The organism is Mycobacterium shunyiense (assembly GCF_058270035.1).
Genome location: NZ_JBZDPT010000031.1, coordinates 294526 through 307999, shown reverse-complemented (window position 1 = coordinate 307999; position 13474 = coordinate 294526). Strand labels below are relative to the sequence as shown.

The following is a 13474-nucleotide window of genomic DNA, read 5'->3' as shown; positions in this document are numbered from 1 at the left end:
CGTGGCGACGATCCTCGCCTACACCTCGCCGGCGCTCGGTCACCTGCTTCCGATGTGTGCGTTGCTGGCCGAACTGTCGGGTCGGGGCCACACCGTGCATGTGCGGACCTTGTCCGCCGGGCTGGATATCGCTCGGCAGCTCGGCTTCGCCGCCGAACGCATCGACCCACGGATCGAAGCAATTGAGATCGACGACTGGAAGGCTGCCAACCCACGAGATGCGTTGAAGTTGGGGGTTTCCTCCTTCGGTCAACGGGCCGGCTACGAGACCGCCGACGTCGCGGACGCTGTGCATCAGGTCAGGCCCGACGCGCTGCTTGTCGACGTCAACTGCTGGGGTGCCCAATCGGCGGCACAGGCGGGATCGGTCCCGTGGGCGAGTTTCGCTCCGTACACACTGCCTCTGAGTGCGGCCGGCGTGCCGCCGTTTGGGTTGGGCCTACCACCTTGGACTGGGGTGGCCGGCCGGCTGCGTGACGCCGCGGTGCGGGCCCTGGTGGTCAGGCCGCTTGAGAAGATCATGCTGCCGCCCATCAACCGGGTTCGTGCCGAAGTTCAGCTGCCGCAGGCTGATTCGATGGACGAGTTCCTCCGGTGCGCACCCCTGATCCTGCTGACCAGCGGTAAGCCGTTCCAGTATCCGGCCACCGAGTGGGGCGACGCCGTCCAGATGATCGGGCCCTGTGTGATGGAAACGGATGGTGGTGGCGTACCGGACTGGTTGGCCGAGGTTGACCGACCGATCATCCTGGTGACCACCTCTTCGGAGAAACAGGCCGACGCCGAACTCGCGGCCGTTGCCGTCCGGGCGCTGGCAGGCGAGCCGGTACACGTGGTGGTGACGATGCCGTCCGGGGTGCCACCTGACCTGAAATCGGCTGCGAATGTGACTGTGTGTCAGTTCGTTCCGCACGGCCTGGTTCTGGATCGCGCGATCTGCGCCGTCACCCACGGTGGGATGGGGGCGACGCAGAAGGCGCTCGCCCGCGGCGTCCCGGTGTGCGTCGTGCCCTACGGGCGGGACCAGCTCGAGGTGGCCCGCAGGGTGGACGTGGCGGGGTGTGGCACCCGGTTACCGGCTCGGCGGCTGACGCCGGATCGGTTGCGTGAGAAGGTGCGAGAAGCGGTGGGGATGGCAGCGGGAGCGCGTCGGGTGGCTGCCGGATTCGCGGAGACGGGCGGGGTGGAGTACGGCGCCGACCTCTTCGAGCAGCGGATACTCGGTCTGGCGTCCTGACGCTACTCTGGCGCACATGACCGAGGCTGCTGACGTCGATGCCATGTTCAACGAGGTGCTGCGCACCGAGGACGAGGCGCTGATCGCGGCGCGTCAGTCCGCACACGCCGCCGACATGCCGGCCATCGAGGTGTCGGCTCAGCACGGCAAGCTGCTGTCGCTGCTCGCGACGATTTCCGGGGCGCGTCGGGCGCTTGAGATCGGCACGCTCGCCGGGTACAGCACCATCAACCTGGCCCGTGGTGTGGGACCCGACGGCAGCGTCGTCACGCTCGAATACGAGCCGCGTCATGCCGAGGTGGCACGGGCCAATCTGGCGCGGGCCGGCCTGGCGGGCCGGGTCGAGGTGATCGTCGGCGCCGCACTCGACACGTTGCCGCGGCTGGCCGAACGTGGTGACGTCTTCGATCTGGTCTTCATCGATGCGGACAAGGAGAACAACGTCCGCTACGTCGAGTGGGCGATCCGACTGGGTCGGCCGGGCTCGATCATCGTGGTGGACAACGTGACCCGCTTCGGTCGGGTGCTCGCACCGGCGCCCGACGACGCACAGGCGCAGGCCGTGCGCGACATGCTGGAGATGATGGGTGCCGATCCGCGGTTGGACACCGCGGCCATTCAAACCGTGGGCACCAAGGGCTGGGACGGTTTCGCCGTGGCGCTCGTGCGGTAAACGTCCTCTCGAAACGCCGCGAGCGTGCCTGTCCAATCAGCAGACACGCACGCTCGCGGAGTTTCAGGTTGGGGCTAAGCCAGCGAGTCCTGCGGCTCGCGCTGGATCGGCTTCGGCCACGGCTCGGGCTTGGGCCGCTGGCGCACCATCTGCGGCCACCAGAACCACTTGCCCATCAGTGCTGCGATCGACGGGGTCATGAAGGAACGGATGACCAGGGTGTCGAACAACAGGCCCAGACCGATGGTGGTGCCCACCTGGCCGATCACGGCGAGTTCGCTGACTGCCATCGACATCATGGTGAACGCGAACACCAGGCCTGCCGAGGTGACCACCGACCCGGTGCCGCCCATGGCGCGGATGATGCCGGTGTTCAAGCCTGCGTGGATCTCCTCTTTGAATCGGGAGACCAGTAGCAGGTTGTAGTCCGCGCCCACCGCCAACAGGATGATCACCGACATGGCCAACACCATCCAGTGAAGTTCCAGGCCGATCAGGTGCTGCCAGATGAGCACCGACAGGCCGAACGAGGCGCCCAGGGACAGCACCACGGTGCCGACGATCACCGCGGCGGCCACCATGCTTCGGGTCAGGATCAGCATGATGATGAAGATCAGGCAGAGCGAGGCGATTCCGGCGATCAGCAGGTCGTAGTTGGCGCCCTCCTGCATGTCCTTGAACATGGCTGCGGTGCCGCCCAGGTAGATCTTCGAGCCCTCCAGCGGAGTGCCCTTGATGGCCTCCTTGGCCGCCAGCTTGATCGGTTCGACGTGCGCGACGCCTTCGGGGCTCATCGGGTCGCCCTCGTGGCTGATGATGAACCGCACCGCATGCCCGTCCGGGGACAGGAACATCTTCATGCCGCGCTTGAAGTCGGGGTTGTCGAAGGTCTCCGGTGGCAGGTAGAACGAGTCGTCGTTCTTGGCGGCGTCGAAGGCCTGACCCATGGCGGTGGAGTTGTCCTGCATGGCCGCCATCTGATCCTGCATGCCGCCCTGGGTGGCCTGCATGGTCAGCATCATGGTCTTCATGGTCTTCATCGTGGTGATCATCGGCTGCATGTTCGCGATCATCACCGGGATCAGCGCGTTCATCTTGTCCATGTCAGGGACGATCTGCTCGAAATCGGCTGTCATGGTGTCGATTCCGTCAAGGGTGTCGAAGACCGACCTGATCGACCAGCACATCGGGATGTCGAAGCAGTGCGGTTCCCAGTACAGGTAGTTGCGGATCGGACGGAAGAAGTCGTCGAAATCCGAGATGTGGTCGCGCAATTCCTTGATGTCGTCGACCATGCCGTGCATCTTGCCGACCATGCTGTTCATGACGCCGCGCATCTGTTCCATGAGCGCGATCATCTTGGTCATCGTGTCGACGGTGACCTGCATTTCGTCGGCCTGTTTGAGCATGTCGGCCATCCGGTCCTGCATGTACTTCTGATTCATCGTCTGCGTCGTGCCCTGCATGCTGATGTTGAACGGGATCGAGGTGTGCTCGATCGGCGTTCCCTGCGGGCGCGTGATGGCCTGGACCCGGGAGACACCGGGTACGCCGACGATGCGTTTGGCGATCCGCTCGATCACCAGGAAGTCCGCGGAGTTGCGCAGATCGTGATCGCTTTCGATCAGCAGCAGCTCGGGGTTCATCCGGGCCTGCGAGAAGTGCCGGTCGGCCGCGGCGTAGCCGGTGTTGGCGGGTAGATCCGCCGGGAGGTACTTGCGGTCGTTGTAGTTGGTCTTGTAGCCCGGCAGTGCGAGCAGGCCGATCAGTGAGATGGCGATGGTGGCGATCAGGATCGGTCCCGGCCAACGCACCACCGCGGCGCCGATCTTGCGCCACCCGCGGGTGCGCATGGCCCGCTTGGGTTCCAGCGTCTTACCGAACCTGGTGGCCACCGTGATGATGGCCGAGCCCAGCGACAGTGCGACGAGCACCACCATCACCATGCCGATCGCCAGGGGGATACCCAGTGACTGGAAGTAGGGCAGTCGCGTGAAATGCAGGCAGAACGTGGCGCCGGCGATGGTCAGGCCCGAACCCAGGATGACGTGGGCGGTGCCGTGGAACATGGTGTAGTAGGCCTGTTCCCGGTCCTCGCCGACACTTCGGGCCTCTTGATATCGGCCTATCAGGAAGATGGCGTAGTCGGTGGAGGCGGCGATGGCGAGCATCACCAACAGGTTGGTGGCGAAGGTCGAGAGCCCGATGATGTTGTAGTAGCCCAGGAAAGCCACCAGACCGCGGGCGGCCGACAGCGACAGCACCACCATGACCAGGGTGAGGAGCACGGTCACGATGGAGCGGTAGACCGACAGCAGCATGATGATGATGACCACGAAAGTCAGGGCGGTGATCATCTCGAGGCTGCGGTTACCGGCGATCTCCTGATCGGCCGACATCGCGGCCGGGCCGGTCACGTACGCCTTGACGCCCTCGGGTGCCTGGACGCTCTGGACGATCTTCTCGGTGGCCTCCACCGATTCGTTGGCCAGCGCCTCGCCCTGGTTACCGGCGGTGTAGACCTGCACGTAGGCCGCCAAGCCGTCGGAGCTCTGCGCGCCCGACGCGGTCAGCGGATCGCCCCAGAAATCCTGGACGTGCTCGATGTGCTTCTTGTCGGCTTCGAGCTTGGCGACGATCTCGTCGTAGTACTTGTGTGCGTCGTCGCCCAGCGGCTTGTCGCCCTCCAGGACGACCATCACCGAGCTGTTGGACTTGAACTCCTGGAACACCTCGCCGACCCGCTTCATGGCGATCATCGACGGTGCGTCGTCCGGCGTCATCGACACCGAGCGCATCTTCCCCACCTCTTCGAGCTGGGGAACGATCACATTGAGGACACCGATGACGGCGATCCAGCCGAGGATGATCGGGATGGCCAGGCGCCGGATCCACTTGGCGATCCCGCCGTGCCCGGCGGGCTGTGCGTGCTGTGGGCCGCTGACCGGGATCGAGTCGGTAGGAGTGTCGTAATTGCTCATGCAGATTTCACCAAGCAGAAGGTCTGGGCGTTCACGCCGTTGGAGGTTCTCTCGTCCTTGAGTTCGTCATCGACGGTGATGCGGCAGCTGATCGTGTTGCCGTCGCCCTGCGCGACGATGTTGGGGAACACCGACGGAGCGGTGGACTCCAGACGCAGCGTCCACGGCAGGGTCACCCCGTCCACGCGCTGAGGCTGGGCGTCGAGATCGAGGTAGTTCACGTCCGCCGTCGCACCGGGCACGCCGTAGATCTCGTAGACCACGACCTTGGGGTCGAACGGCTTGGTGTCATCGACCTTCGCGCTGGCGATGCCGGAGCCGGCGCCTGCGCCGAAGAACGTGCGCACCCGCATGACCGTGAATCCGCCTACCAACACCACCACGATGATGATCAACGGAATCCAGAACCGTCTCAACAGCTTCATATTCGCTGGTCGGCCTTTCGGAGGTCAGGTACGCGGTGACGTACCGGCTAGCGGCGAAGCTCCATTGCCACTTCGTGATCATTTCGGTGTCGGCGGATTCCCGCCAACATCTTTCTACGTCGACGTCCGGGGTGACGTCCCCGCCGGAATCGTCCCGGAACGGACTGACCGACACCTCTGAGATCAGCCGGCTGCCCGGCGCGCTCAGAGCAGTGATGTCGGCGACGAGTCGACGCTGTTCATCCGATGGAATGAAGGGTAGTACGCCTTCGACGCTCCACAGGGCGCTCCGGTCGGCGTCGAATCCCGCTCGGACCAGTGCGGCAGGCCAGTCGCCGCTGACATCGGCGGGGACTGGCCGCACCACTGTGGTCGACGTGGTGCCGGCCATGGCGGCGGTCTTGACGTCGAGGATCGCGGGATGGTCGACGACGTACACCTGGGTGCCTGCGGGCCAGGGCAGTTGATAAGGACGCGGGTCCAGATCGGAGGACACGAACACCACCTGTTCGATGCCGGTTTCGGCAGCGGCGAGCAGAAAGGTGTCGAGGACTTCTGCCGGATATGACGCGCACGTAATGGGCATCATCACTCCTCCCCCGCAGGATTCCTTGCCGGATGTAAAGTGAAACCTATACAGTCGGCTAACTTCAATCAAGTTAGTTTGGCTATTGACGCTGTGATCTAGAACGCGTTCGGTACGCTCAGCGCGACGAAGGGACGGGTGTGGCGAAGGCTGTTGCGCCGCGTGGCTTTGCCCGCGAGCGGGTGCTGGAGGCGGCGCTGAGCCTGTTCGCAGAGCACGGCGTCAAAGGTACGTCGCTGCAGATGATCGCCGACCGCCTCGGCGTCAGCAAGGCGGCCGTCTACTACCAGTTCCATTCCAAGGACGAGATCGCGCTGGCGGTCATCCAACCCGTCTTCGACGACATGGTGCGGCTGGTCCGTATCGCCGAGGCGATGTCCACTCCGGAGGCGCGGCGGGAGGCCGCCGTCAGCGGCATGGTCGAGATGGCCGTGCGGCACCGGCGGGTTACCGCGGTGTTCCACGGTGACCCGGTGATCGACGCTCTGGTGCACGATCGGGCGGAACTCCAGGACACGATCGAACGGCTCACCCTGATCCTGTTGGGCCCCGAACCCGACGCCACGGGCCGGATCTGCATGTCGGTCCTCGCCGCAGGTGTCTATGGCAGTGCCACCGATCCTGCCCTCAACGACGTCACCGACGAGGAGCTGCACCGGGTGCTGCTGGACTGCGCGCAGCGGTTACTGCCCGCAGTGGCGCCGGCCACGCCCGTCGCCTCCGGCTAGCCCCGTACCTAACCCCGGAGCGCCGACGCGAAGATCGCGGGCAGCTTGCTCCATCCGGGCGCCCCGGCGAAGTCCACCAACAATCGGCCCGTCGTCGCCGCGGTGCGGTTGTTGACGAACCACGGCGGCTTGGGGGACAACGACCACTCGCCGCGAAACACCGAACGCGGCGCCGGACGGAATGGGCCGTGGACCACCGTCCGCTCCGGGCGATCGAGCAGAAAAGCGTTGTGCACCACGCCGACTCCACTCTGGATGTCATTGCGCTTGTGGCCGGGGAATGCTCCCCAGGTGGCCGTTGCGGTCAGATAGCCGACGCCGGTCCACGCGTTGATCGCGATGGTGCCGTAGCGCAACTGCTCGACGAGGTGGTCGAACTTGGCGCCCATGGCCTTGATGGTGTCCGGGTGGGCGATGATGTTCACCCCGAGCGTGCCGACGAACTCGTCGTTGGCGACGCGTACCGCTTCCTCGGCGAACTGATCGTCGGGCACGTCGAGCTCGATCACGCCGAGAACCGGACCGAAATACTCGGTGCACAACAACGCTTCGCGGTCGGCGGGATCGACCACCAGCACCCGGGCACCCCTCGAGCCCAGGTGCTGTGCGTCCGGATACGACGTGTCCGCGCCGGCGACCCTGACGTCTGAACCCGGGTAGTAGGCCGGGCGGGCAGGCGCATCGTTGAAGGCCTTGCGGATGGCGGCGATGAACTCGTCACGCTGGGCCCAGTGCTTGGACAAGACCACCACCTGCGCAGCCACGCAGTTGTAGCCGTTGTTGTGCAAGCGTTGCGTGACAACGTGATTGGCCTGGAACTCGATGTCGGCCGCGCTCCAGGAGCCGGGCAGCACGATCGTCGGGGAAACCCCGCCGAGTTCGGCGGTCATCTCCTTGTCGAGCACGGGTTCGTCAGCTGCCTTGCGCCGGGCACCCTCCTCGCCGGTGCCGAACACGATGGCGTCGTACGTCAGGGCGCTACCGGTCATGTGCACGTGGTCAACGAGCTTGTGCCGCACCAGATATGTGCCGACCTCGGCTCCGCCGGTCAGGATGCGGACCGCACCGACGGCGATGAACGGTGCCAGCACCTTGGTCAGCACGGGCTGTAACGGATCGGTGATCGGGTTGAGCTTGAGGGCCACCACCCGGTTGTTGGCGTACAACTCGTAGATGGTGTCCAGCGGCGCGATCGAGAAGATGTTGCCCGCGCCCAGCACCGCGCCCACGCCGTGGGTGCGGCTGGGGTCGCGTTGAGCCAGGCCGGCCGACCGGATGGCCTCGGCCTTCTCGATTCCGGGCTGCAACCACACCTCGGCACTGAATCCGGACAGCAAAAGTTGATCGAAGGTGTTGAGCGGCAGAGCTTTTACCGTGGTCCGACCGCCGGGAGCGTAGCCGAACTCGGCGCCGTCGAGCGGGCTGCGGCCCGCTTCCAGCTTGTTCAGGCTCTCCGACAGTGCGGCCAGCCCGGCGACCAGTGAGTACGGGCCGGACATCCATTCCTCGCCGACCAGGGGCGAGGCCGGGTCGAGTTGCTTGATCCCGACGGCAGCGTCGACCCACTCGGTGGCATGGCGCACGGTCAGGTCGCGCACCTCGTCGAGTAGTCCGCGGCGGGCCGCCAATGACAGTGAGGCCCAGGTCTTTTCGCCTTCGACGAGATCCTCGAGGGCCTGGTCGATCTGCGATTCGTTCATATCAGCTCACGCTCTTGTCGAATTGCATCAGTGCGTCGTGGTGGTTGTGGGCGTAGGGAGCCGGACCCTGCCCGATCTCCCGCTTGGCCATGATCTGACTGTACTGCTCGAACGGAGTCTGTCTGCCCCACTTCGCCCGGGCCTCGGCAGGCGTGTAGGTGATGGTGTTCCTGGCCGGGATGTCGACCAGGGTTGGGCCGACGATCGGCGTGGTGTTCGGCGTGGTGAGATCCAGGACTGCCAGTTCGAGTCGCGGCTTGGCGGCGATGATCCGCAGGAATGGTCGCACCACGGCGCGTGCCGCGACATCGGCGATTCGACGCTGGGGGATGCCGCCCAGCAGTCGCATCCACTGCGGCATGGTCGCGATGATGGCGGCGCGCATCGGGATGTTGAACGCCTTGCGCATCCAGCGCGGCATCCGCTCGGGCAGGATGTGGTAGCCCAGATCGACCAGGTAATCCATCATGCGCTGAGCCACCTCGGAGCCGACCAGGTCCGGGCGGAAGCTCTCGAAGTACGCGCGGATGCCCTCGCGGGTGCGGGGCACGTCGTCGGGATTGATCGTCTGGAACTTGGCGGCCCGCGCGCATTCCTCCCAATACCGGCTCTCTTCGTCCGCCGACAGCTTGCCGGGGCCGAACATCTCGTAGCTTTTGAGGATCGAGTGCCATGCGGTCAGGTGGATCCACAACTGTGAGTGCGGATCGTTGGCGTCGAACGGGCGCTTGGTGATGGGCTCGGTGCCGACGGCCTTGGAGTGGATCTTGACCAGGATCTCGGATGCGTCGAGGACGGATTTGGCGTCGCCGAAGGCCACCAGGGCGAAGTACTGCATGGTCCGGTCGTAGCGCAGGCGGGTGCGGGCATAGACCTGCCCGGTGGCGTCGACGGCGGCCGCCAGGAACGGATCGAGGTGCTCGATGGTGACGGCGCGGGAGAAGCCGATCAGTAGCGAGGTTGGGTAGCTCCACACCTTCCAGGTGACCGACCCCGGGCCGAAGAAACCGTAGTCCTCCGCCGGTGCCAGGGGTTCGGCAACTGCCGGCAGACCTGCCGCTTTGCGAAGCGCGATTACCGCGTCCATCTGCGTCGTTCCCTTCGAAATCTAGTGGTACGTTATGTACCAGTTACGGTATGGTACGTCATGTACCACTTGATCGGCTAGGGTGTGTCTGTGGCAACTGAGGGCAGCGGTTCCGTGAGTCGATGGGCCGGCCAGCGGGAGCGGCGGCGGGCAGAGTTCGTCGACGCCGCACTGTCGGCGATCGCCGAACACGGTCCGCAGGCCTCGACCGAGCAGATCGCCGCGCATGTCGGGGTGACCCGCACCAAGCTCTACCGACACTTCGCCGGCGCGGCAGATCTGCAGAGCGCGATCGCGCAGCGCGCAGCCGAGATGCTCAACACCGAACTTGCCCCTCTGTGGACGCCCCACGGATCGATGGCCCAGATCATCGAGGCCGGCGTCGGTGCCCACGTCCGGTTCCTCGTCGAACACCGGAACCTCTACCGCTACCTGGCACGGTGCTCCCTGGGCGACGACGGCTCGGCGCCCGATGCCATAGCCGACATCCGGCAGACCATCGGAACTCAGCTGAATGCGTTGTTCACGGTGTATCTCAACGCCTTTGGCGTGGACACCGACCCTCAACCACTGGCGTTCGCCATCGTCGGGTTGGTGGAATCGACAACCGGGCGGTGGCTCGACCAACCCGGCTCAACCGCACAGGACCGGTTGGTGGCCGATCTCGTGCGGTGGATCTGGCTGTTGGTCGAGGACACACTGCGCGCCGGCGGCGTGTACCTCGACAGCGCCGAGCCGCTGCCGACGCCCGACGTGATCGCCGCGCAGGTCGAGAGCTACCGCGATCCGGAGCGCGCCCGCGTCTGAGCCTCTTCGCACCGCGAGCGTGCGTGTCTGCCGCCCGCCACGCCGCATTTCGCCGGCATTCTGCGCACGCTCGTGGCATGCCGAGCGTGGCTACGGTGTGAGATCCGCAACGGCCTGCGCGGCCGACGTGACCCGGTCCAATCGCAGCGCGGTCTCGCCGGCGTACAGAGCCGCGCGGTCCGCCCACCTCGCCGGCATGTCGGCGGTGAGCGTGATCGGGGTGAGGAACGGCAGGGCGGGGCGTTGCAGGCCGAGCAATGCGCCGTCACCACGGTCGGGGACTCGGGACAGCGGCGCGCTGAACTTGTTGATGGCCGCCGGCAACCGGCGGGCCGTGCCGTCCGGGTGGCACCACCGATCCGTGGTCGCATTCGGGATCACCCGATGACGTTCCGGCCAGGCGAGCCCGAACGCCGTCGTCTCAAGCGTCCTGTCCGCATCGATGACCCGCTGCCGGTAGACCGGATGCGCGCCGGACTCGTGGGTGAGCAGGAACCGCGTGCCGGCTACCACACCTGTAGCGCCTGCGGCGAGGGCCGCTTGCGTGTCGCTCGCCGTGGCGATGCCACCCGCGGCGAACACCGGGCGGGAACCGGCCAGTGCCAATGCCTTTGGCAGAAAATCGGCCTGCGCCACCGTGCCGACCAGATGCCCACCCGCCTCGCGGCCCTGCGCGATCAATCCGTCGGCGCCGTAGGCCAGCGCCTCCGCGGCCTGCCGTTCGGTGCCGACCATCACGATGACGAAAATGCCTGCGTCGATTAGTCGTTCGATCAAGGCACGGTCGATCGCAAACGCCATGACCGCGACGTCGATCTTCGTTTCGAGGCAGACCTCGACATGGGGACGGCGGGTGAACGGCATCAAGAGATTGACGGCGACCGCACGGCCGGGCGCCTGGTCGCGGACCGTTGCGATCTCCGCCCTGAGCTGCCTGGGCGGCAGGAGCCCCAAGGTTCCCAGTCCGCCGGCCGCTGATACCGCGGCGGCCAGCGGAGCACCGGCAATGCCGCCGCCCATGCCGGCCTGGACCACGGGCGCATCGAGTTTCAGCCGATCCGCGATATCCATTCCGCGATTCTGCGCCATGTGGGTCTGCGTGAGCGTGCGCAAACTGCCGTCGTTTTACGGCGTGGCGGCCGACAGACACGCACGGTCGCGGTGCCAGAGCTACCAGCGGCAGACGTCGGCGCCCCAACCCGAGTCGACGGGGCGGAAAGCAAGCAGATGCCGTTGCCACCACGGCAGTGGTGCCGCGAGGACAGGATCTTTCGTGGCGTCGTCCACGACGCGCAGTGGTCCGTCGCGAAGATAGGCGATTCGGATGCCACTGATGCCCGCCTCCTGCCACAGCATCACACTGCGCCGCAGCTCGAGCCAGGGAATGCGGACCGGGGGATCTTCCGACATCCAACGCAGCTGTCGGCGAAGGTATGTCAGGTCCTCCGACTGCTGCGGAATATCCATCCCGACCACGGTGACGGTGTCGCGCTGATAGTCGGCCAGCTGGAGTGCGGTGACGCCAGGCACCAGATGATTGGTGACGCCTTCCTCGGTGCGCAGGTTGGAAAACATCGAGTAGTTCGACACGGTCTTGAGCCCCACATACGACGTCAACCCATTGGCGAGAGCCAGCAGTGGGGCGAGGAGCAGCACCACGGGGCGAAAGCTCCAGTTCGGTGGACGGACACCTGCCGCCTGCGCGGAGTGGTACGCGCGCAGCAGCGCGACCATGAACGGCACCACCGCGACGAACCAGGTGAGCACCAGCAGGGTGTGCCAGGGCAGTCCGACCGGGCTCGTCGGCGAGTCGGCCGAACTCGACACCACACTCAGCAGCACGTGAACCGCAAAACCGGTGAGCGCCACGCCCCGCAGCGCGGAAGCGCGGACGGCCAGGGTCGCGAACACCTCGGTCGGAACCAGCAGTACGTACACCGCGAACACGACCGTGGCGAAGTCGTAGAACGACGTCATCGCCAGTATCGAGTGGAAGCTCACCCCAAGCAGCACGCCCCAGAAACGCAGCCGCGGCACCGCCAGCAACCCGAGAATCGCGGCCTCGGTAACCACCGCGGCGATGCCGACGACCTCACCGACACCCTGGCTCGGTGTCACATCGTCGAAACCGTTCATCCAGATGAGCTGGCCGAACAGCTCGCTGCCACACGAGGTCGCCGGGGTGAAGTACGCGCTGTTCAACTTGTCGAAGACCGTGAACAGGTAGACCACGAGCAACACGAGGCCAACCGGGCTCCGCGCGGCATCCAGCCAGCGTTCGACGAAACTGTCCGGTTCACCGGCCCGGTTCCGGACCGCACATGCCCACACGGCCGCGGTGCCGAGTGCCACGGCGACCAGCAGGCTCAGCACCAGATGGTTCGACGCCGCAGGCAGGCTCCGCACGGCCACCGTTGCGCCGGCGGCGACGGCCAGACCGGCGGCGGCCACCGAGCCGGGAAATATCAGGGCGGGCAGGGCGGCCAGCAATGCCGGAACCACCGCCAGCGGCTGACTGTCGGAGTAGTGGAAGACCAAGGCCATCGCGAAGAGCGTTGCGAACCAGCCGAGTTGCTGACGAGGGCCGGTGGGTTGACCCGTTCGGGCGTTGCTGCGCCAACGCATTGAGAACACCTTACTTGGCGCGGGCCTGCGGCTCTTGCGAGCCTCCGGAACGCGCCGCGATCTTGCCCGTCGCGGCGTAACCTGGAAAGCGATGGATGGGGGCGGTAGGGCCCAAACACCTTGCCGTGTAACGGAAAGGACAAGAAATGAGTACAGTCCATTCATCAATCGACCTACATCCGGACATTCTGGCCCTTCGCGCCGGCTATGACCGGGTCGCAGAGTCGATGGCCGCGCAGGTCACCTTCGGCCTGACGTTGCTGACAGCGATGTACGTCGCGCTGTCCCCGTGGATCGTCGGCTACGACGCCTTCAACCGGCTGACGGTCAACGACCTGATCGTCGGAGGGGCGATCGCGTTCCTGTCAATGTGTTTCAGCTTCGCGCTGGATCGCGCGCACGGCATGACCTGGACACTGCCGATATTCGGGGTGTGGCTGATCATCTCGCCGTGGGTGTTTGTCAGTGGACCGAGCGCCGGCATGATCTGGTCGCACGTGATCAGCGGCGCGCTGGTGATGATGCTGGGGTTCACCGCGATGTATTTCGGGATGCAGGTGCGCAATTCCGAAGCGCGGCACGCCTAACCAGTAGGCGCACCAAGAGTGACCAGCCGGGCCCCGGC

General features: G+C 65.7%; 12 protein-coding genes. 5 read left to right on the top strand and 7 right to left on the bottom strand.

Features of this window, described 5'->3' with window-relative positions; genetic code table 11:
* The first annotated feature begins 1 nt into the window (after position 1).
* Positions 2-1237, top strand: coding sequence for a glycosyltransferase (locus AC4ELS_RS18615; RefSeq protein ID WP_448444203.1), 1236 nt, complete (start codon positions 2-4; stop codon positions 1235-1237).
* A gap of 16 nt (positions 1238-1253) precedes the next feature.
* On the top strand, positions 1254-1910 hold the full coding sequence (locus tag AC4ELS_RS18610; RefSeq protein WP_448444200.1) for an O-methyltransferase: 657 nt from the start codon (positions 1254-1256) through the stop codon (positions 1908-1910).
* A 74-nt stretch (positions 1911-1984) separates the two neighbouring features.
* On the opposite strand, the gene AC4ELS_RS18605 is transcribed toward AC4ELS_RS18610, so the two are convergent.
* The 3 genes from AC4ELS_RS18605 to AC4ELS_RS18595 are packed head-to-tail and all read right to left on the bottom strand — an operon-like array spanning position 1985 to position 5902.
* Positions 1985-4891, bottom strand: coding sequence for an MMPL/RND family transporter (locus tag AC4ELS_RS18605; RefSeq protein ID WP_463791549.1), 2907 nt, complete (start codon positions 4889-4891; stop codon positions 1985-1987).
* Positions 4888-5268 carry an MmpS family transport accessory protein gene (locus tag AC4ELS_RS18600; RefSeq protein ID WP_254358843.1) on the bottom strand — a complete coding sequence of 127 codons (381 nt, stop codon included), beginning with the start codon at positions 5266-5268 and terminating at the stop codon, positions 4888-4890. Before AC4ELS_RS18600 ends, AC4ELS_RS18605 begins: the two co-directional genes overlap by 4 nt.
* On the bottom strand, positions 5180-5902 hold the full coding sequence (locus AC4ELS_RS18595) for an SAM-dependent methyltransferase (protein ID WP_499048570.1): 723 nt from the start codon (positions 5900-5902) through the stop codon (positions 5180-5182). Before AC4ELS_RS18595 ends, AC4ELS_RS18600 begins: the two co-directional genes overlap by 89 nt.
* A gap of 140 nt (positions 5903-6042) precedes the next feature.
* Here AC4ELS_RS18595 and AC4ELS_RS18590 point away from each other — a divergent pair, with 140 nt between their 5' ends.
* Positions 6043-6630, top strand: coding sequence for a TetR/AcrR family transcriptional regulator (locus AC4ELS_RS18590; protein ID WP_064880471.1), 588 nt, complete (start codon positions 6043-6045; stop codon positions 6628-6630).
* 8 nt (positions 6631-6638) lie between these two features.
* On the opposite strand, the gene AC4ELS_RS18585 is transcribed toward AC4ELS_RS18590, so the two are convergent.
* Both AC4ELS_RS18585 and AC4ELS_RS18580 read right to left on the bottom strand, forming a co-directional pair.
* The gene (locus tag AC4ELS_RS18585) at positions 6639-8330 is read right to left on the bottom strand and encodes an aldehyde dehydrogenase family protein (protein WP_448449185.1); all 1692 of its coding nucleotides are present in this window, start codon (positions 8328-8330) and stop codon (positions 6639-6641) included.
* A 1-nt stretch (position 8331) separates the two neighbouring features.
* Entirely contained in the window at positions 8332-9417 is a 1086-nt protein-coding gene (locus AC4ELS_RS18580; RefSeq protein WP_499048567.1) for an oxygenase MpaB family protein, read from the bottom strand.
* Between the two features lie 90 nt (positions 9418-9507).
* Here AC4ELS_RS18580 and AC4ELS_RS18575 point away from each other — a divergent pair, with 90 nt between their 5' ends.
* Positions 9508-10224, top strand: a complete 717-nt coding sequence (locus tag AC4ELS_RS18575) for a TetR/AcrR family transcriptional regulator (protein ID WP_110917047.1) — start codon at positions 9508-9510, stop codon at positions 10222-10224.
* 90 nt (positions 10225-10314) lie between these two features.
* Here the strand turns inward: AC4ELS_RS18575 and AC4ELS_RS18570 are convergent, their stop codons facing one another.
* Positions 10315-11295, bottom strand: coding sequence for an NAD(P)H-dependent flavin oxidoreductase (locus tag AC4ELS_RS18570; protein WP_448448018.1), 981 nt, complete (start codon positions 11293-11295; stop codon positions 10315-10317).
* 99 nt (positions 11296-11394) lie between these two features.
* Positions 11395-12849, bottom strand: coding sequence for a hypothetical protein (locus AC4ELS_RS18565; protein ID WP_448448020.1), 1455 nt, complete (start codon positions 12847-12849; stop codon positions 11395-11397).
* A gap of 146 nt (positions 12850-12995) precedes the next feature.
* Between AC4ELS_RS18565 and AC4ELS_RS18560 the strand changes: the two genes are divergently transcribed.
* Positions 12996-13436: an SPW repeat protein gene (locus AC4ELS_RS18560; protein WP_064880480.1), complete on the top strand. Its 441-nt coding sequence runs from the start codon at positions 12996-12998 to the stop codon at positions 13434-13436.
* Positions 13437-13474: the final 38 nt, after the last annotated feature.